This is a genomic window from Jiangella endophytica (assembly GCF_003427025.1).
GTDB lineage: Bacteria > Actinomycetota > Actinomycetes > Jiangellales > Jiangellaceae > Jiangella > Jiangella endophytica.
In genome coordinates this window covers 69,092-88,494 of sequence record NZ_QVAI01000016.1, presented here as the reverse complement: position 1 = coordinate 88,494, position 19,403 = coordinate 69,092, and the positions used below count along the sequence as shown (strand labels likewise).

Here is a 19,403-nt window from a genome sequence, read left to right as displayed (position 1 = left end):
CAGATGTCAGGATGTTCTCAGGCCGGCCACGAACTCGTCGGCGCGGCGAACGAACAAGTGGGCCTCGCGCGTGAGCGACACCGCCCGAGCCCGTTCGGCGGCGGCCTGGACGACGGCGGCCGGCTCGCCCCGGACGGCCAGGAGCCGCGCCCGCAGCAGGAGCACCAGGCCTTCCGGGTAGCGCTGGCCGTAGGCGGCCAGGAACGTCTCGGCCCGGTCGAGGGCAGCGGCAGCCTCGTCCGGTCGCCCCGCAGCCAGCCACATCTCGGCGAGCAGGGCGTACCACGTGGCCAGACCCGAGCGGGGCGGGTCGAGCAGCGTCGCGTCGACGATCCTCCTGGCCTCCGCCGCGGCGCCGGCGGGGTCGTCGCCGGTGACGGCGCGCGCCCAGCACCGGGCCAGCCGCTGGTAGCTGCCGAGGAAGACGAAGGAGTACTCGGGGTCGGTGGCGATCCCCCGCTCGGCGACGCGCAGCGCACGCTCCGGGTCACCGGACAGGGCCGCGACCGTCACGGCGAAGGCGGCCCAGACCGCGATCACGTAGGGGTCGTCGCGCGCAGCGGACTCCAGCGTGTCGAAGTGCCGCCACGCGGTGCCGACGTCGCCGTGCAGCGCGGTCATCATCGCCAGCATCACGGGCCAGAGCAGCCGCAGGTCGCGCCGGAGCGGGTGTTCCTCGCCCTGTGCCACGTTCTCGAGCAGCGTCGGATCGGACCGGCTCAGGTACCGGTACGCCGCACCGATGTGCCCGACGTCCCATTGGTGGATGCCCCAGGCGTTCAGTCCGTAGGCGCGGACGATCGGATCGGCGGATGCCTCACCCTGCTCGAGCAGCTGCCGCGCGAGGCCGGCGGCCGGGCCGAGCTGGATGCCCTGGGAGTGCGCCGCCCAGCGCGAGAAGAGGAAGTCGGCCGCCTCGCGCTCGCGGCCCAGGGAGCGAGCCAGGTCCTCGGCCCGTTCGAGCAGGTCGAGTGCGGCGCCGACGTACCCGGCCCGCATGCCGCTGACGGCAGTGAGCTGGGTCAGCGCGGACATCTCCAGCTCCGGCAAGCCGGCCGTCCGCGCCACCTGTGCGGCCGACTGCAATTGTCGCTCCGAGGCTTCGAACGCGAGCTTGGCGGCCGAGCGGCGGCCCGCGCGCACCAAGGCATCCGCCGTTCGCGCCGGATCGGCGAGCGGCCCGGCCGCCCACAGGTGATGGGCGAAGCGCTCGGCGTCGGCATCGGCGTCGATGCGCTCGAGCGCATCCGCGACCCGCAGATGGAGCTGGCTCACCCGCCGTTGCGGGGTGGCCGCCGTAACCGACTCGCGCACCAGATCGTGCGCGAACCGGTACGAGAACGGGTCCTCCGGCATGGACTCGAGCAGGCCGAGCGGTTCGAACGGTGCCAGGCGGTCGAGGCAGGTCTGGCCGTCGATGCCGGCGGCACGCGCGAGCAGGGCGAGGTCGACGTCGCGGCCGATGATCGCGGCGATCTGCAACAGGCCCTCGGCGTCGTCGTCGAGGCCGGCGATCCGATCGCGGACGACGTCGCGCACGGTGGAAGGCACGCCGGCCCGCGCCGCGGCCTCCTCGCTGAGCAGGCCGTCGTCGGAGAGGAGCCGGGCCAGCTCCCGGACGAAGAAGGGATTGCCCGCCGTGCGGGCGTGGATGCTGCTCGCGACCTCCGGTACGGGGTCCTGGCCGGTCTCGCGGCGCAGGAGCTCGGTCACCTCACTCGGGCCGAGCGGGCCGAGTCGGATCCGGCGGTGATGAGGCAGCCGGCTCGTCGCCGCGAGCATCCGCGACAGGTCGGAGCCGGGCACCGGCGCACGGTCGCGGAGCGCGCCGACGATCACGACGCCGTCAGGCAGCCGAGCCGCCAGGTGCCCGAACAGCTGCAGCGAGGCGACGTCGGCCCACTGGAGGTCGTCGACCACGAGCACCACCGGCCGCCGTGCCGAGACCTGCCCGATGACGGCCACGGTGGACTCGAACAGGCGGAACTGAGCACCGCTGTCAGGCAGCACCGGTGCCGCGGAGACGCCACGCGGCTCAACGAGGCGGCCGAGCTCTCCGACCGTCCACTCCCCCTGCACGGCTGCCGGCAGCTCGACGAGGACCGCCGTGACGGCCTGCGTCCAGGGCCACATCGAGGGTGTGCCGTCGCCGTCGAGACAGCGGCCCCAGACCACGAGCGCGCCGCGCCGGCTCGCGTCGGCGCCGATCTCCTCGAGCAGCCGGGTCTTGCCCACGCCGGGCTCGCCCTCGACGACGACGAGCCCGGTGCCGCCGGCGAGCGCCGCTTCGACCGCCCGCCGCAGTACCGCGAACTCCTCGGCCCGGCCGACCAGTCCGCTCGGGGGCTCGTCCTCGGTGACGGCGGGCGGTGACGGGGACGGGTTCGGGTGCAGGACCCGGTCGTGCGCGGCCAGCAACGCCGGTCCGGGATCGATGCCGAGCTCCTCCGCGAGCCTGGTGCGTACGGCGGAGAAGACCGCCAGCGCCTCGGCCTGCTGACCCGTGGCGGCCAGGGTGGAGACGAGACTCGCCTGCACCGCCTCGTGGAACGGCTCCATGGCCGCGGCGAGCCGCAACGGCGGGAGCACACGCTCGGGCCGGCCGCACGACGACGCGAGCTCGGCCGCCGTCACGCAGGCGTCGAAGAACTCTCCGTCGAGCGCGGCGAAGACCGACGTGGCGCCGGACCCGCGGTCCAGCCCACCGCCCGCCCGGCCGCGCCAGAGACCCAACGCCTCCTCGAAGGAATCCAGCGCGGCGTCGGGGCGCTGCTCCGCGAGCCGGAGCCTGGCCTGCGCCACGAGGTCGCGGAAGGTCACGACGTCGAGAGTCCCCAGCGCGGCGTCGAAGAGGTAGCCGTTGCCGCGTCGCAGCAGGTAGGAACCCGGCCCGCGAGCCGGCAGCGTGGGCTCGAGCAGCCGCCGCAGCGCCCCGACGTACTTCTGCAGGATGTTGAGGGCCGACGGCGGGACGTCCTCGCCCCAGATCAGGTCGACCAGGTCGCTCGTGCTGACGGGCCGGCCGGCTTGGGCGAGGAGCAGTGCCAGCAGGTGCGCCTGCTGCCGCGGCCCCGCGCTCACCTCGGCTCCGTCGCGCCAGACCCGCAACGGCCCGAGGATCTGCAGCCGCAGCTCTCCGGCGCTGACGTGCTGCCCCCGGCGACCCGCGTGGACAGGAGACGGTGACGTGTCCATACCAGCTACACCCCCCGACGAGTCGAGACCCTCTCCCGTCCATGCGCTGCGCAGAGTCTACGCGGCGAGAAGTCGCTGTTCAGTCCCCGTCCTGCGGCATTCCGCGGATGTCAAGTACGGCTCCCTACGCTGGCCCTCGATCCGCCGAGCCGACCAGCCCGAAAGGACCATGTCATGACCACCACCCGCCGAACGCTGCTGGCCGGATCGGCCGCGGTCGCGACCGGTGCGCTGCTCGCCGCACCGGAGGCCCAGGCGCACTCGCGGCCGAGTCCCAAGCCCAAGCCGACCGTCGTGCTCGTGCACGGCGCGTTCGCCGACGCCTCGGGCTGGAACGACGTCGCCGCGCGGCTGCTCCGGGCCGGCTACCCGGTCATCGCCCCGGCGAACCCACTGCGTGGCGTGGCCGACGACTCCGCCTACCTGGCCAGCGTCCTGGCGACGCTCGGCGGCCCGCTGGTGCTGGTGGCGCACTCGTACGGCGGCATGGTGACCACGAACGCCGCCGCCGGCAACGCCGCGGTGCAGGCGCTGGTCTACGTGGCCGCGTTCGTCCCCGACGAGGGCGACACCCTGCTCGGGCTGCAGACACAGTTCCCGGGCAGCGAGCTGAACGATGCCGCGCTGGACTTCCGTCCCTACGCCACCGGCGTCGACGGCTACATCAAGAAGGACGCCTTCCGTCCCGTGTTCGCCGGCGACCTGCCGCGGGCGACCGCCGACCTGATGTGGGCGACGCAGCGCCCGGCCGACACCCGCACGCTCGGGGAGCCCTCCGGCACACCCGCCTGGGCGACCATCCCCTCCTGGTACCTCGTCGCCCGCAACGACCGGGTGATCCCCGCCGCGGCCCAGCGGTTCATGGCCAAGCGGGCCGGGGCGCACGTCCGCGAGGTCAAGGCCTCGCACGTCGCGATGATCTCGGAACCGGCGGCGACGGCGGCCCTGATCGAGCGCGCCGCGTCCTGACCTCTGGCGGGACTTCGGGGACGGGGACGAGCCATGTTCGCGCGATGGGGACGGACGATGTTCCGCCGCCGGTGGTGGGTGATCGGTGCCGCGACCGTCTTCGTCGTCCTGGGCGGGATCTGGGGTACGCAGGTGTTCGGCGCGCTGATCACCGGCGGCTTCGACGACCCGGCCAGCGAGAGCTCGCGGGCACTGGAGCGCGCCGAGGCGACCCTGGGCCGGACGGGCAACGACATCGTCGTCCTCTACACCAGCGCGGACCTGACCGTCGACGATCCAGCCTACGGGCAGGCCGTCACCGACGCGCTCGACGGCCTGCCCGGCGATGTCGTGACGGCGGCCGCCACCTACTGGAGCACGGGCAGCCCGGCGCTGGTCAGCGAGGACCGGCGCTCCACCTACGCCGTCCTGACGCTGGCCGGCGACGAGGCCGAGCGCATCGACGGCCTGAACGAGATCGAGGACCAGCTGGCCGCGCCCGGCCTCCAGACACAGGTCGGCGGCATCACCGCGGTCAGCCGCGACATCGGTGAGCGGGTCGCGGCCGACATCGCCTTCGCCGAGACGATCTCCATCCCGGTGCTCCTCGTGCTGCTGGTGATCGTCTTCGGCAGCGTCGTCGCGGCGAGCCTGCCCTTGACGATCGGCGTGCTGGCCATCGTCGGGGCCTTCGCCGCCCTGCGCGGGCTGAGCGACGTGACGGACGTCTCCGTCTTCTCGATCAACGTCGTGACGATCCTCGGGCTGGGCCTGGCGATCGACTACGGCCTGTTCATGACCGGGCGGTTCCGGGAGGAGATCGCGCGCGGGCGGGATGTCGAGGAGGCGATCGCCCACACGATGGCCACCGCCGGTCGCACCGTCGCGATCTCGGGCGTCACCGTCGCGATCTCGCTGTCCGGTCTGCTGATCTTCCCGATGGCGTTCCTCCGGTCGATGGGGTTCGGCGGGCTGTCCGCGGTCCTGGTGGCGATGGTGGCGGCGCTGACGGTGCTGCCTGCGCTGCTGGCGGTCCTGGGCCGGCGGGTCGACGCGCTCTCCGTGCGTCGGCTGCTCCGCCGCCGTCCGCCGGCCGACCCCGTCGCCCCCGTCCGGGGCGAGCACGGGTTCTGGTACCGGCTCGCGCACAGCATCATGCGCCGGCCGGTGACCTACGCCGTCGCCGTGCTCGCGGTCCTGCTGCTCGCCGGTGCGCCGTTCCTGCGCGTCGAGTTCGGCGGCATCGACCCCCGGGTGCTGCCGGAGGGAACCGAGAGCCGCGTGGTGTCCGAGACCGTCGACCGCGACTTCGTCCAGAACAGCCAGCTGCCGATCGAGGCGATCGTCACCGCGCGCGACGAGGCCGGCCTCGAGCGCTACGTCGACGACGTCCGCGCCGTCGACGGCGTGACCGCGGCCGAGGTCACCGCACAAGCCGGCGAGGTCGCTCGGGTCACCGTCCTCTACGCGGGCGACCCGATCTCGGCGCAGACCCGCGACCTGGTGCGCCAGATCCGGGACGTCCCGGCGCCGCCCGGCGGCGACGTCCTGGTGGGCGGGCTGACGGCGGAACTGGCCGACCAGCTCGAGGCCATCGGCGACCTGTTGCCCTGGATGGCGCTGATCGTCGTCGGCGCGACCTTCGTGCTGCTGTTCCTCGCCTTCGGGTCGGTCGTGCTGCCGGTCAAGGCGATCGTGATGAACATCCTGTCGCTCGGCGCGTCGTTCGGCGCCCTGGTCCTGATCTTCCAGGACGGCCACCTGTCCGGCCTGCTCGACTTCACCTCGACCGGGACGCTGGAGGCCACCCAGCCGATCCTGGTGCTCGCGGTCGTGTTCGGGCTGTCGATGGACTACGAGGTCTTCCTCATGTCCCGCATCCGCGAGGTGTACGACCGGACCGGCGACAACACCCTGGCGGTCGCGGTCGGGCTGCAGCGCACCGGGCGGATCATCACCAGCGCCGCGCTGCTGATCCTCGTCGTGATCGGCCTGTTCTCCATCTCGGGGATCACGTTCATCAAGCTGGTCGGGGTGGCCATGCTCATCGCCGTCCTGGTCGACGCCACCATCGTCCGCGCCCTGCTCGTACCGGCGACGATGCGCCTGCTCGGCACCGCGAACTGGTGGGCGCCGGCCCCGCTGAGACGCTTCTACGAACGCCACGGTCTCCACGAGGAGGACGACTCGCCCCCACCACCGGCCGACGTGCCCGTCACCACCGCCCCGAGACCAACCGAGTGACACCACCCCAACGGGAAGGGCGCTAGGCACGATCATCTGGATCGCCGTCGCCGCCTCCGGAGAGGCTCAACGCGATCGTCTTCGGCTCGACGGGATGGCGGCCGTCAGGCGTGATGCCACGGCCGCGGACTGCTGACTCGCCCTACGGATCGCCGATGGGACCTCAAGTGATTCCGAACTGACGGCAAGGCCGAAGAAGAACGGCGACCCAGGCACACGCCCTCCAGCGCGCACTCGTCGACCTGCGCATCGTGGTCGCGAAGGCACGGTCCACTCCGACGGCGACGATGAAGTCGATCTCCTCCGCCGTCTTCAGCCAGTCCGGTTCCCGCCCGCGGTCACGGATAGAGTCGGCCGGTGACCGATCCGCCTGTTCCGCCGTTCTTCGACGACGCCGACTTCAACAGCCCGTTGTCGGACGAGCGGGCCGGCCGGCTGGTCGCCTCGCTCGGCCCGCTCGCCCATCGGCGCGTCGTCGACCTCGGCTGCGGCTGGGGCGAACTGCTGTTGCGCGTTCTCGAGGCCGAGCCGGCCGCCACCGGCCTCGGCGTCGACCTGGACGCCGCCGCCGTCGACCACGCCCGGGCCAACGCCGCCCGCCGCGGCCTCGACGGACGCGTCACGTTCCTGGCCGAGGACGCCGGCCGGCACCTGACCGAGCCGGCCGACGTCGTGATCAACATCGGCTCCAGCCACATCTGGGGCGACCTGGACACCGACCCCACCGCCGCGGCCCTGAAGGCGATCCGGGCGATCCTGCCGACCGGCGGCCGTCTCCTGCTCGGCGAGATGATCTGGACCCGCGACCCGACGGCGGACGAGCTCACCACGATGGGCATGGAACGCGACCAGTGCCGTTCGCTGCCCGATCTGGTCGACACCACGATCGGCCTGGGGTACCGGCCGCTCGACCTGTCCCAGGCCACCCTCGACGAGTGGGACCGCTTCGAGTCGCTGCACGCGCTCGGCTGGGAACACTGGCTGCTCGAGAACCCCGGCTCACCGGACGCACCGGAGATCCGGCGCAAGGCGGACGAGCACCGTCGCCGCTGGCTGCACGGCTGGCGCGGACCGCTCGGCTTCGGCTACCTGACCCTGGCCGCCGCGCCCTGACCGATCACCTATTCGGCGGGTCGCTGCCGATACCACGGACAGACGAGCAGCCCAATGCGAGCAGGCCGCCTGCCTGTTGCCGCGCGGCCGTGCCAGCGGCTTCCTGATCCTCCAGGCGGTGCTCAACGATCGGCACAAGGACAGCCGTTCGGTGTGCTCACCACCATGCGCGCCACGAAACCCGGCCGGCGGCCGACCGACGCCAGGCGGATCAGGGTGCCGGCCGCACATCGCGCGCGTTCGACGATCGCCTGGTCGCCGTGCACCGTGGCGGCCCTGGTGAGTGCCAGCAGATGGAGACCGGTGAAGAACGCGCCGTTCTCCCCCGGAGTCCACCACGCGAGGGCGTTCGGTTTGCCGTCCGCGAGCTCGTCGGGACTGGGCAGGTCGATGCTCCCGTCGGGGCTCACGTAGTCGAGGACGATGCCGGAATGCGGGTGCACGAACCGGCTCGCGATCTCCGCCAGGGCGGACTCGGCGAGACTCGTCGCCGTCATGTGAAGGCTCGATGCGAACGTCACCGGTGCATAATCACATGTTAATGATCCAGGAGCAAGCGTCATCCATTCGCGATGGTCACGCTGATCCGGAGGTCCGAGTCCTCGCGCTCCTGGAACTCGGCCCTGACCACGACGACGGACTTCAGCGGCTGCGCCCCGGCCATCGCGGCCTCACAGGCGATCCGCGCGGCCCTCTCACCGATCACCGGGTGCGGGAGTATCGCCGTGACGGCCGTCAGGGGTGGGATCGAGGACTGGCTCCCCACCTTGCGGTCCGTGCCGGCGAAGTCGAGGTCCTCGGGGATGCGCAGCCCCATCTCGAGCGCGTCGGAGATCGCCCGCTCCAGGACGAAGCCGTTCGAGCAGACGAACCCGGTCGGACGATCCGCCCCCGACACGGCATCGGCGAGGATGGCCCGCCGCTGGTCGTCGGGCAGGCGCAGGTAGTCACGCATCGCCAGGAGCTCGGCATCGATCTCGAGCCCATGATCGCGAAGCGCACGCAGGTGACCGGACTGCCGGTCGCGGACACTGGTGCAGTCGGTCTCGACCCAGAGCGTCCCGATGCGCTGAAAACCGCGCTCGATGAGGCGTGACGCCAGGCGGTAGCCGATCTCCTCGTTGTCGATGACGACCGCGGCGTTCGGCGTGTCGGGCCAGTACCGGTCGATGAAGACCACCGCGACGCCCACCTCGCGCAGCGCCATGACGGCCCCTGGATCACCCCGGCCGTCCACCGGGTAGATGATCACGGCGGCCGAGTGCGCGGCGCGCGAGAGCGCGTCGTGCTGCTTGTCCCACGAGCCCTCGGCGTCGACGATCGATGTGGCGAACCCATAGGTCGCGGCCGTGAGCTGCACCCCGCGCAAGACGTCCATGACGTCTCCGCTCTCGAGCGACGGGACCACGCACGTGATCGTCGGTGGCGCCTCCATGGCACGACGGGGCGGGCTCGGGTCGCGCCGCCGCGGGGCGACGAAGGTCCCACGACCCCGCTGACTGACCAGTGCGCCTTCCTGCTGGAGCTCCGTGATCGCCCTCGCGGCGGTGAGCATGCTCACGCCGTACCGTTCACAGATCTCGCGCTGGGTCACGAAGGGAAGGTCCGGTTCGTAGTCCCCCCGGGCGATCCGATCGAGCAGGTCCCGCTTGATCTGCTGGTACATCGCGAGTTTCGCCACACGCCACCTTCCCGTCACTTGACGATCAAGTTTAACATGTGAATTCTGTCACCGCGCGGCCGGCCCCGGTCGCACCCACGCGTGGCCGACCAGCAGGCGCGACGGATCACACCTCCAAGGTCGCCGCATGCGGGTCCCAGTCCTCGGGCAGCGGCTGACTGGGGGTGACCGTGCTGGTGACGGGCACGAAGGTCTTCTGTTCGGCTGCGGCATCGATGGCGACCATGATGTCGAGCACGTGATACGCGAGGCTGCCGGAGGCGCGTTCGCGCACGCCGGCCCGGATCGCCCGGGCAAGGTCCACGACGCCGGTCCCGCGCCCGGTCCGGGCAACCGTCGGGACCACCGTCTCGGTGTCCGATTCGATGACGACGATGTCGCCGTCGAATCCGTTGGGGTCGGGCAGGACCATGGTGCCGCTGGTTCCCGAGATCTCGAGCAGCCCGACGCGGCGCATCGGCGACTGAAAGCTGAACAGCGCCTGTGCGGTCGCGCCGCTCTCGAACTCCAGGAGGGCGGCGACGTGAGTGGGCACGAGCACCGGGAACTCGGTACCCGCGTGTGGGCCGGTGGCGATGGTCCTGGTGTGGCGTGCGGTGTTCGCCGTCGCCCCGACGCGGGCGACCGGGCCCAGGAGCTGGATGAGTGCCGTCAGGTAGTACGGCCCCACATCGAAGAGAGGTCCGCCGCCCGGGGCGTAGAGGAATGACGGGTTCGGATGCCATGACTCGGGACCCGGCACCTGGAACATGGCGACCGCCGTTTGCGGTGTTCCGATCGCGCCCTCCCGCACGAGTTCGATGGCCTTCTGCAGACCGGGGCCGAGGAACGTGTCGGGTGCGGCCGCGATGCGCAGCCCACGGCTGCGCGCCTCGATCAGCAGTCGCTGGGCGTCGGCCGGATCCAGCGTGAGCGGCTTCTCGCTCCAGACGTGCTTACCTGCGCGCAAAGCCGTGACGGCGACGTCGAAGTGCGCCGACGGGACCGTCAGGTTGACCACGATCTCGATACCTGCGTGGGCCAGCAGCTGGCCAGGGGTGCCGCTCGACGGCACGCCGTACTGGTCCGCCTTGGCTCTCGCCCGGTCGGCGTCGAGGTCGGCGACGAAGTGCACCTCGACATCCGGGTACGACCCGAGGTTCTGGAGGTACTGATCGGAGATCGAGCCGGCGCCGACGACGCCGATGCCGACTCGTCCGGTGGCGTTCATGGATGAGCTTCCTCCTAGAATCCGACCTGCGCTGGGACCCAGCCGGGACGTCGCGCGTCGACGTGGAACCGGGCGTAGTAGTCGCCGACCTCGGCGAAGAACCGCTCGTACTTGTCCATCTTCTCGGGGTCGAGCTCGACACCCAGTCCTGGTCCCGTGGGCACCCGGATGGCGCCGTCGACGTAGGGCAGCTTGCCGCCGGCGATGACGTCGTCGGTCAGGTAGTGATAGTGGGCATCGCCGGCGGTGAGCATGTCGGGGATCGTGCTGGCGGTGTGCAGCATCGCCGCGAGCTCGATGCCGAACTCCACTCCCGAGTGCATCGCCAGGCCGAGGCCGAACGTGCGGCACACGGCTGCGAGGTCCCTGACCCCTCGCGGCCCCTCCCAATAGTGGATGTCACTCAGCACGATGTCGACGGCGCCGAGCCGGATGCCGGGCGCCAGGTCGTCGAAGCGGGCAGGGTACATGTTGGTCGCGATGGGGATGCGTACCTGCTCGCGCACGGCGGCGTTGCCGGCGAGGCCCCAGGCCGGGTCCTCGAAGTACTCGGGCTCGACGGCTTCCAACCGGTGGCCCAGCCGGATCGCGGTGGGCACCGACCAGACCCCGTTGGGGTCGATGCGCAGGCGGTAGTCCGGTCCCAGCCGGTCCCGGCACAGTTCGAGGACCCGTACCTCCTCCTCCGGCGACAGGACGCCTGCCTTGAGCTTCATCGCGCTCACCCCGAGTTGCTCGGTGAGCTGTTCACAGAGCTCCACCAGGTCCTCGGCCCGCGTGTCGTCGCCGCCACCCGGGCGGTCGTAGCGCCAGAAGAGGTAGGCGATGAAAGGCACCTCGTCGCGTACCCGGCCACCGAGCAGATCGCTGAGCGGTCGCCCGAGCACCTTGCCCTGGATGTCCAGGCACGCCATCTCGATGGCCGCGTACAGCCGGGCGTTCGAGAGGTAGTAGATCGACCTCAGCGTCGCCGACTTGATCGCCTCCAGGTGGAAGGGATCGTGGCCGACGACGCGCTCACGCAGCTTCGCGAAGGCGCCTCGCTGATCGCCACCACCCACCTCGCCCAGGCCGACGATCCCTTCGTCCGTGATGAGCTCGAGGACGGTGCGCATGAAGTAGCCCGGGTGCACGCCGGTGCTGTGACGGAGTTTCGCATCGGTCGGTATGGCGACGGTCCTGGCCCGGAGGTCGACGATCTTCATGGCGCGGCTCCCTCGATGCTCATCGGTAGGACTCTGTGCAACACTAGTTGGGCATAAGCCAACACTGGACGGAGGGTTCGATGTCGAGTCCGTATGAGTACGAGCTGCCGGTCGAGGAGCTCATCGAGCGCTATCGCGCCTGCTACTCCGGCGCCGTCTACGACGTGCTGGAGGAGCTGGGGCTGCCGAATCAGGCGCTGGCGAACGACATCCGGCCGGTCGACAACCGCTGGGTCGTCGCCGGGCCCGCCTTCACGATCAAGGGGATCCCGGACCCCACCGGCGACGAATCGCTGCGAGCCCGTCGCATCGAGTTGTTCACGGCGATGAAGGCCACCGGCGTGCCGCTCGTCGACGTCCGCGACTGCAGTTTCGACATGCAGGCCGCGCACTACGGCGAGATGAACGCGACCGTCGGGGCATCGTGCGGCGTCATCGGAGCCGTGGTCGACGGCGGTTCCCGCGATACCCGCTTCCTGCTCGACCGCGATTTCCCGGTGTTCTGCCGCTACCTCAGCCCCGTCGAGGCCCTGCGCCGCTGGAGCTATTACGACTGGCAGCGCACCGTCGCGCTGCGCGGAGCCACGAGCGCCACGGTCACCGTCGACCCTGGCGACTTCGTCTTCGGCGACATCGACGGCGTCGTCGCGATCCCGCGCGCACACGTCGTGGAGGTGCTCGAACGGGTCGAATCGCTCATCGAGCAGGAGGACGAGGTGCGGGCCGAGTTCGAGAGCGGCGCGGACCCCGTGGCCGTGTATCGCAAGCACGGACGCCTGTGAGTGGTGGCCGTGACCTCGTCCAGCGCTGACTCGGCCGATGGGCTCGACGGGCACGCCGCTCTGATCACCGGCGGCACGAGCGGCATCGGCGCGGCGATCGCCGACGCGCTCGAGGCCCGGGGGTGCCGAGTGGTCCGGCACGGCCTGGCCGGCGGCGACCTGAGCCACGACCTCTCGGCCCCGGGATCGGGCGCCGCTCTGGCCGACGCCGCACTGCGGCTGGGGCCGGTCGACATCGTCGTCTCCAGCGCGTCGGTCCAGCGACCGGCCGACTGGCGCGACACCGACCCACTCGACGTCGAGGAGCAGCTGCGGACCAACGTGATCGAGCCGTTCGACCTCATCCGGCGGCTGCTGCCGGCGATGGTGGATCGCGGCTGGGGCAGGGTGCTGACCGTCGGTAGTGTGCAGCAGTCCAGGCCGCACCCGCGCATGCTGGCCTACGCGGCGTCGAAGGCGGCCCAGTTCTCGCTCGTTCGCAACCTCGCCGGCCAGGTGGCAGCGGCAGGCGTGACGGTGAACAACCTCTCCCCCGGGGTCATCGACACCCCGCGCAATGCCGCGGCGCTCGCCGATCCCGTCTATCGCCGACGGGTCGTCGACGCCATCCCGGCCGGCCGGCTCGGCTCCGCCGGCGACTGCGTGCCCGCGGCGGTGCTGCTCTGCTCCCCGGCGGGCGCTTACATCACCGGCCAGGACATCGTGGTCGACGGCGGGTTCACCCTGTGACGGCTTCGTCCCCCGGAGGGCGTGGTCACGACTGCCGAGCCAGGTCGGCGCTGATCGCCTCCGCGGTGGCCACGACGGCCGCGGCATACGCCGCCAGCTCCGGCTCGACGCGGTAGGCCGGGCCGGACAGCGCCAGCGCCGCCACCGGGTCGCCCAACGGACCCGTGATCGCGGCCGCGAGCCGGGTGACATCGTCGTGACGATCGACAGCGGCCCACCCCCGCCGGGCGGCGGCCGCCACGTCCGACAGCAACTCCGCCTCGTCGAACCCGTCTCCCGCGACGACCGCGTCCTGACGCAAGGCGGCCAGCAGCGCCTCGCGTTCCCGGGGACCGAGGGCGGCGAGCATCGCCCGGCCCATGGCGGTGCGGCGCAGCGGAAGCCGCGTACCCACCGCGGAGTCGACCCGGACCGCCCTGTCCGGCTGCTCCTGTGCGACGTAGACGACGTCGAGGCCTTCGCGGACGGCAACGTGCACCGTCTCGCGGGTACGCGCGCAGAGGTCCCGCGCGTGCCCCTCGGCCGCGGCCCGGACGACCTCGATACGACCGCGATATCGGCCGGCCAGCCAGTCCACCCGGCTGCCGATCTCGAACCGGCGGTCGGTGCGCTGGTGAACGTAGCCCCGGCTGCGCAGCGTCCCGAGCAGCCGCGAGACGGTCCCCTTGTCGAACCCCACCGTCGCGGCGATCTCGGACACACCGATGCCGTCGTCCGCGGCGGCGACCGCCTCGAGCACGTCCAGCCCTCGCACGAGCGTTCGTGCCGTCCGGGTGCGTTCTCCGGTGGGTTCGGTCTCAGCGCCTGTGCCCGCCATGTCGTCATGCTAGTTGTTGCACCCTGTGCAACCGGTCAACGGTTCCGGCGTGCGTACCAGTCGGTCATCACCTGCTGGCCGGGCTTGCCCTGGAGGGTGAACCCTCTGTCGCCCGCAGGATCGTCGTGGTATTGCGGACGGTGCTGCCGCTCGTCCCACTTCCACCAGTAGAGGCCCCGCCACCAGGGCCGCGCCCAGAACGTCCGGAGGATCGCGGCGAGATAGTCGGCCTGTTCCCGGCCGCTGTACGGTGCCGGCGTCTGGTAGTCCCAGGGCAGCGTCGCCGTGCCGGCACGCGAGCGGGCACCGATCTCGCCGAAGAACACCGGCATGCCGAGCCGCTCCGCCTGCTGCTCGAGCGCGTCGGCATGCGGCCGCAGGTGGTCGACCATCTGGTCGGCGGTCGCGCCCGCAGCGTCCGCGGCGGCGACGTAGTAGCTGACCGAGAGCGCGTCGAGGCGCCGGAACCAGTCGCGCGGCGCATCCAGGGCCGAGTGGTCGGTGTTGTACGTGACGACGCCGCCGAACTCCTCGCGCACGGTGGCGATGGCCCGCTCCCACGACTCCGACTGGTCCATCGTGCCCACGAGCTCGCAACCCACGCAGAACAGCTCGGCACCCGCGTGCTCGGCCAGCCTGGCGTAATGACGCAGGCAGCCGGTGAAGCTGGCGAACCAGCGCCGCCAGTAGTCCGTACGCACGCCGGCGATCTGCTCGTTGCCGTCGTCCGGGAAGCGGATGGACCCCTGCCAGGCGGAGTCCTGGGATTCGACCATCGGCTTGACCATCACGCGGATGCCGCGGCTGCGGAACGCCGCGATCGCCCCGGCGAGCTCCTCGTCCGCGGGCGTCACGCGGAAGTCGGCGAAGACACGGGTGGAGGCGAACGTCTCCTGGGCGACGTGCACGTGCAGGGCGACGCTGTCGATGCCCCAGGTCGCCATCTGCTCGGCGTCGCGCGCGACCGCGTCGACGGCGTAGTCGCCGCGAAGCGCGCGGTAGCCGTAGCTCATTCCTCGCTGGAACGGGACGTCGACCATCTCATTCCTCCAGCAGCCATACGGTCGTGTCGCCCGCGAGCACCCCGGGAGCGCCCGGTCCCGAGCCGGCCAGCAGCCGGCCGCCCGGACGCTCGACCGCCCTGGAGCCGGTGTTCGCCAGAACGGTGACGCCATTGTTGCGCAGCGCGACCACGTCCGGTGGATACCCGGGGAGCCAGGTGACCGTTCCGCCACCGAGGCCGTGCTCGCGTCGCAGCGCCAGGGCGGAACGGTAGAGCTCGAGCGTGCTGCCGGCCACACCACGCTGACGGTCGCGTGCCAGTGCCGACCACTCCCGCGGCTGCGGGAGCCAGCTCGCGCCGGTGCGGCTGAACCCGAACGCCGGCTCGGTGCCCTCCCAGGGGAGGGGCACTCGGCAGCCGTCACGCCCGTAGCGCACACCGCCGGTACGGAACCAGGACGGGTCGCGGCGAGCGTCGTCGGGAAGGTCGACCACCTCCGGCAGGCCGAGCTCCTCTCCCTGGTAGAGGTAGGCGCTGCCCGGGAGGGCCAGCATGAGCAGAGACGCGGCGCCGGCTCGCCGCAGTCCGAGTTCGGGATCGAGCCCGGAGGCGGTGCGGGGGCCGAGCCCGTCGCCCGGAGCCGGCTGCTGCACCAGCCCCAGCCGGCTGGCGTGCCTGACGACGTCGTGGTTGGACAGCACCCACGTGCTCGGCGCTCCGACCGACCCGAAAGCGCTGATCGAGTCGTCGATGACCTGCCGCAGCGACGACGCATCCCAGGGCGTCTCCAGAAAGGAGAAGTTGAAGGCCTGATGCATCTCGTCGGGGCGGACCCACCGGGCGAGGTGACTGAGCGGCTCGACCCACGCCTCCGCGCAGAGGACCCGGTCGTCGCCGTACTCGGCGAGCACCGCCCGCCACTCGCGCCAGATGTCGTGCACGCCGTCCTGCAGCATGTACGGCGGGTTCGGCCCCTCCTTCGTGAGAATGACGCCGGGGTCGACACCGAACCGGCCGATGAGATCCTGCGGATGGTAGTCCGGCATCCCCTCCGCCTTGATCATCCCGTGCGCGACGTCGACCCTGAACCCGTCGACGCCTCGGTGGAGCCAGAACCGCAGGATCTGCCGGAACGACGACCGGACGCCGGGATCGCGCCAGTTCAGGTCCGGCTGGGTCGCATCGAACATGTGGAAGTACCACTGGCCGTCCGGCAGCTGGGTCCATGCCTGGCCGCCGAACGTGGACTGCCAGTTGTTCGGCGGTGCCGAGCCGTCGGACCCGGTCCCGTCACGGAACAGATATCGGTCCCGTGCCGGGGAGCCTGGCGCTGCCGCGAGAGCCGCGCGGAACCAGGCGTGCTGGTCCGAGCTGTGGTTGGGGACGATGTCGATGATCACCCGCAGGCCCAGCCCGTGCGCCCGGTCCAGCAGGTCGTCGAAGTCGGCCAGGGTGCCGAACACCGGGTCGACGTCGCAGTAGTCAGCCACGTCGTAGCCGCCGTCGGTCTGCGGCGAGGTGTAGAACGGACAGAGCCAGAGGGCGTCGACACCGAGCTCGGCGAGGCTCTCCAGCCGGTCGGCGATGCCCCGGAGGTCGCCGACGCCATCACCATCGGCGTCGGCGAACGACCTCGGGTACACCTGGTAGATCACGGCGGTGCGCCACCAGAGAGGATCCTCCGTGGCGACCATCCGGGCCGGCTCCGACATGCCCAGCGTGGTCATGGGCCTCGCTTCCTCGAGAGTTGTTGCGCGGGGTGCGCCCTGCTCCGGCACACCCCGCGTGAGCGCCCGCTACGACTGCGCCCAGTCGTCGGTCCAGCCGCCGCGCTCGATGTTCTGGTCGGCCACCTGCTCCCAACTGGCCTGGATGTCGGCGAGCATCTGGTCGACGTCCTTCGTCCCGAGCAGATACCCGCCGTAGAGCGCCTGCGGATCGGTTCCGTTCGGCGGATAGATGCCCGACGACCCCATCTGGCGGGGTTCGACCCAGTCGCTCGCGACGAAGGCCTGCAGGTTGTCCGGGACCTCGGGATCGGCCAGCGCCGACAGGCTCCCGGTTTCGGCGAGCCAGGAGGCGACGTGATCCGGCGCGGTCATGAACTGCAGGAACTTGACCGCCGCCTCGAGTTCGGGTCCCTCGACCGTGGACGGGATCATGTAGGCGGTGCCGTAGATGGAAGCGCCGTACCGGGCGTTGATGCCGGTCGCGTACTCGCTGGTCTCCGAGGTGACGGTCGGGAACGGCATGGCACCGACCTCGAACTGCGCGTCGGCGACGACCGTCGAGTAGCCGAACGACGAGCCCCACGCCATGGCGGCGGTCCCGTTGGTGAAGTCCGCCTGGTTGATCACCGCCGCACCGCTGCCGGTGACACCGGACCAGTTCGGGGTGACGTAGGAGTCGTAGAACTCCTTCAGCAACTCCAGAGAGCCTCGCAACTCCGGGATCTCGGTCGCCTGCACGGCTCCGGTCTTGACACCCCACGCCCAGTCCTTCTGCGTGAGTGAGCGGTTCGTGCCAGGGTTGCCCTCGACGTCGAAGACGTTGAGGGTGTCGAACACGGCGCCGGTCATCAGCTGATCGAAGATCACCTCATAGGTCCACATCAGCCCCTGGGACGCGTTGTCGGCGGCGAACGGAACGTAGCCCGCGGCCTCGAGCGCCTGGGCGGCCTGTTCGAACTCCCCCCAGGTCTCGATCGGCGCCTGGATGCCAGCTTCCTCGAACGCCTCCGTGTTGTAGTAGACGACCGGGATGAACACGTTGAACGGGATGAACTCGTTGTGGCCCTCGCTGTTGTAGGTCACGGAGTTGTCCGGGCCGAACAACGCAGTGTCGAAGACGTCGATCCACGCATCGCTGCCCTCGACGTACGGGTTGGGCTGGTCGAGGTACTCGTCGAGTTCATGCACCATGTAGGGCTGATGCGGCGCTTGGTTGAAGACGAGCTCGGACGCGGTGCCGGCGGAGAGCTGCGTGCTGAGCGTGTCGCTGAACGACGACAGCGGCAGGACGACCGTCTCGACGTCGATGTCCGGCTCGAGCTCTTCGAACCGCGCGATCTGTGCCTCCCACTCGGGCCCGAACGACGAGGGGTCGCTGTTCCACTGGTTGGGGCCTGAGATCGTGATGGTGACGCGCTCGCCGCTGGCGCCGCTCTCGTCGGACGAGCACGCAGCCAGGGTCACCGCGACGAGGGCCAGCGCCGAGGCGGTGGCAACACGACGGAATCTCTGGGGCTTCATTGCCATCCAATCTCTCTGACGAGACGTGAGGGACTGAAGTATTCACATGTTAAGATGCGTTCGTCAACTGTCACCGTGAGAGGCGCCGGCGTGGGCAAGCTCCCGATGTACCAGCGGATCAAGCGTGACCTGCTCGATCAGATCGCACGCGGTCAGTACGACCCGGACGCTCCGCTGACCACTCAGCGCGAGCTCTGCGAGCGCTACGGCGTCAGCATGCTGACGGCTTCACGAGCGCTGAGCGAACTCCAACGCGATGGCGTCCTGGTCAGCTCACGCGGCCGGGGGACGTTCGTCGCAGCGCGCAGGCCGTCCGCCGGGCGGTCCGCGGCACCGGGCCGGCCACCCGAGATCACCTGCATCATCCCCGCACTCAGCAGTGGTGATGTGATGGATGTCGTCCACGGCGTGGAACGCACCGCGGCGGCACTCGGCTTCACGACGTCCATCGCCGCGACGGACGGATCCTGGGAGCGGCAGCGCGAGGCTCTGCGGCGGGCCCAGCACTCGGCCGCCGTCATCCTCTACCCCGTCGACGGACCCGGCGACGCGGAAGCCGTGCGGGACCTACGTGACCTGGGCATCCCGGTCGTGTTCGTCGACCGCTACTGGGAGGAACTGCCCAGCGCCGCAGTGCTGATCGACAACCAGCAGATCGGCTACCACCTGACGTCGCGCCTGGTCGAGCGCGGATTCGGGCGCATTGCCACGCTCTGGGTCGAGACCAGTTGCACCAGCGTCCGCGACCGGCAGGCCGGGCATCTGCGCGCCTTGCGCGACCACGGCATCGAGATCGACGCCGAGCTCCTGGCCATCCGCGACCACTTCAGCCAGCCCGACGACGTCCGACGCCGGATGCTGGCGTCGGCGGTCGCGGACGGCACCCCGACGGCGTTCGTGTGCTCCAACGGCTTCGTCCTGGAGCAGGCCCTGAGCGACTCGCTGGCCATCGGCCTCAGGGTGCCCGACGACGTGGACTTCGCCGGCACCGACCGCAAGGTGGGCGACCATTCCACGATCCCGCCACTGACCGCGGTGACGGCGATACTGCCCCACCGCGCGATCGGCGAGACCGCCGCGGGGGTCGCCTGCGAGGCGGTGGCCACCGGACGCCCTCCACGCCCGGTGCACACGGTGCTCGAAGCGGACTTCCAGGAGCGGGAGGAGTCACCGCTACGCCTGAACGTCGTGCGCAGTGAGCCGGCCTGACCCTTGCGCTGGGACA

15 protein-coding genes are annotated in these 19,403 nt (G+C 70.9%); 6 read left to right on the top strand and 9 right to left on the bottom strand.

Annotated features, from left to right (window positions below):
* Nucleotides 1–6: 6 nt before the first annotated feature.
* Entirely contained in the window at nucleotides 7–3,195 is a 3,189-nt protein-coding gene (locus tag DZA62_RS26690) for a BTAD domain-containing putative transcriptional regulator (RefSeq protein WP_116951992.1), read from the bottom strand.
* Between the two features lie 174 nt (nucleotides 3,196–3,369).
* Here DZA62_RS26690 and DZA62_RS26685 point away from each other — a divergent pair, with 174 nt between their 5' ends.
* The 3 genes from DZA62_RS26685 (at nucleotide 3,370) to DZA62_RS26675 (ending at nucleotide 7,500) form a co-directional block, all read left to right on the top strand.
* Nucleotides 3,370–4,164: an alpha/beta fold hydrolase gene (locus DZA62_RS26685; protein ID WP_116951991.1), complete on the top strand. Its 795-nt coding sequence runs from the start codon at nucleotides 3,370–3,372 to the stop codon at nucleotides 4,162–4,164.
* 33 nt (nucleotides 4,165–4,197) lie between these two features.
* Nucleotides 4,198–6,387 carry an MMPL family transporter gene (locus DZA62_RS26680; protein WP_116951990.1) on the top strand — a complete coding sequence of 730 codons (2,190 nt, stop codon included), beginning with the start codon at nucleotides 4,198–4,200 and terminating at the stop codon, nucleotides 6,385–6,387.
* A 357-nt stretch (nucleotides 6,388–6,744) separates the two neighbouring features.
* On the top strand, nucleotides 6,745–7,500 hold the full coding sequence (locus DZA62_RS26675; RefSeq protein ID WP_116951989.1) for an SAM-dependent methyltransferase: 756 nt from the start codon (nucleotides 6,745–6,747) through the stop codon (nucleotides 7,498–7,500).
* Between the two features lie 122 nt (nucleotides 7,501–7,622).
* Here DZA62_RS26675 and DZA62_RS26670 read toward each other — a convergent pair whose 3' ends face one another.
* The 4 genes from DZA62_RS26670 to DZA62_RS26655 form a co-directional block, all read right to left on the bottom strand.
* A complete protein-coding gene (locus tag DZA62_RS26670) occupies nucleotides 7,623–7,997 on the bottom strand; it encodes a hypothetical protein (protein WP_116951988.1) in 375 nt (124 codons plus the stop codon).
* Nucleotides 7,998–8,059: 62 nt separating this feature from the next.
* Entirely contained in the window at nucleotides 8,060–9,181 is a 1,122-nt protein-coding gene (locus DZA62_RS26665; protein WP_116951987.1) for a GntR family transcriptional regulator, read from the bottom strand.
* Nucleotides 9,182–9,287: 106 nt separating this feature from the next.
* Nucleotides 9,288–10,391 (bottom strand): Gfo/Idh/MocA family protein, encoded by a 1,104-nt coding sequence (locus DZA62_RS26660; protein ID WP_116951986.1) that lies wholly within the window; start codon nucleotides 10,389–10,391, stop codon nucleotides 9,288–9,290.
* Between the two features lie 14 nt (nucleotides 10,392–10,405).
* Nucleotides 10,406–11,596 (bottom strand): enolase C-terminal domain-like protein, encoded by a 1,191-nt coding sequence (locus DZA62_RS26655; RefSeq protein ID WP_116951985.1) that lies wholly within the window; start codon nucleotides 11,594–11,596, stop codon nucleotides 10,406–10,408.
* 80 nt (nucleotides 11,597–11,676) lie between these two features.
* On the opposite strand from DZA62_RS26655, the gene DZA62_RS26650 reads away from it, so the two are divergent.
* Complete coding sequence (locus DZA62_RS26650) at nucleotides 11,677–12,378, top strand: RraA family protein (protein WP_116951984.1); 702 nt, start codon at nucleotides 11,677–11,679, stop codon at nucleotides 12,376–12,378.
* A 9-nt stretch (nucleotides 12,379–12,387) separates the two neighbouring features.
* Nucleotides 12,388–13,107 carry an SDR family NAD(P)-dependent oxidoreductase gene (locus tag DZA62_RS26645; RefSeq protein WP_157987934.1) on the top strand — a complete coding sequence of 240 codons (720 nt, stop codon included), beginning with the start codon at nucleotides 12,388–12,390 and terminating at the stop codon, nucleotides 13,105–13,107.
* A gap of 25 nt (nucleotides 13,108–13,132) precedes the next feature.
* On the opposite strand, the gene DZA62_RS26640 is transcribed toward DZA62_RS26645, so the two are convergent.
* The 4 genes from DZA62_RS26640 to DZA62_RS26625 all read right to left on the bottom strand — a co-directional run bounded on the left by DZA62_RS26640 (nucleotide 13,133) and on the right by DZA62_RS26625 (nucleotide 18,178).
* Nucleotides 13,133–13,924, bottom strand: a complete 792-nt coding sequence (locus DZA62_RS26640; protein WP_116951982.1) for an IclR family transcriptional regulator — start codon at nucleotides 13,922–13,924, stop codon at nucleotides 13,133–13,135.
* A gap of 35 nt (nucleotides 13,925–13,959) precedes the next feature.
* Entirely contained in the window at nucleotides 13,960–14,964 is a 1,005-nt protein-coding gene (locus DZA62_RS26635; protein ID WP_116951981.1) for a glycoside hydrolase family 113, read from the bottom strand.
* A gap of 1 nt (nucleotide 14,965) precedes the next feature.
* Complete coding sequence (locus DZA62_RS26630; protein ID WP_116951980.1) at nucleotides 14,966–16,654, bottom strand: glycoside hydrolase family 13 protein; 1,689 nt, start codon at nucleotides 16,652–16,654, stop codon at nucleotides 14,966–14,968.
* 69 nt (nucleotides 16,655–16,723) lie between these two features.
* Nucleotides 16,724–18,178, bottom strand: a complete 1,455-nt coding sequence (locus tag DZA62_RS26625; RefSeq protein ID WP_198664227.1) for an ABC transporter substrate-binding protein — start codon at nucleotides 18,176–18,178, stop codon at nucleotides 16,724–16,726.
* Nucleotides 18,179–18,268: 90 nt separating this feature from the next.
* Here DZA62_RS26625 and DZA62_RS26620 point away from each other — a divergent pair, with 90 nt between their 5' ends.
* Nucleotides 18,269–19,387 carry a GntR family transcriptional regulator gene (locus DZA62_RS26620; RefSeq protein WP_198664226.1) on the top strand — a complete coding sequence of 373 codons (1,119 nt, stop codon included), beginning with the start codon at nucleotides 18,269–18,271 and terminating at the stop codon, nucleotides 19,385–19,387.
* Nucleotides 19,388–19,403: the final 16 nt, after the last annotated feature.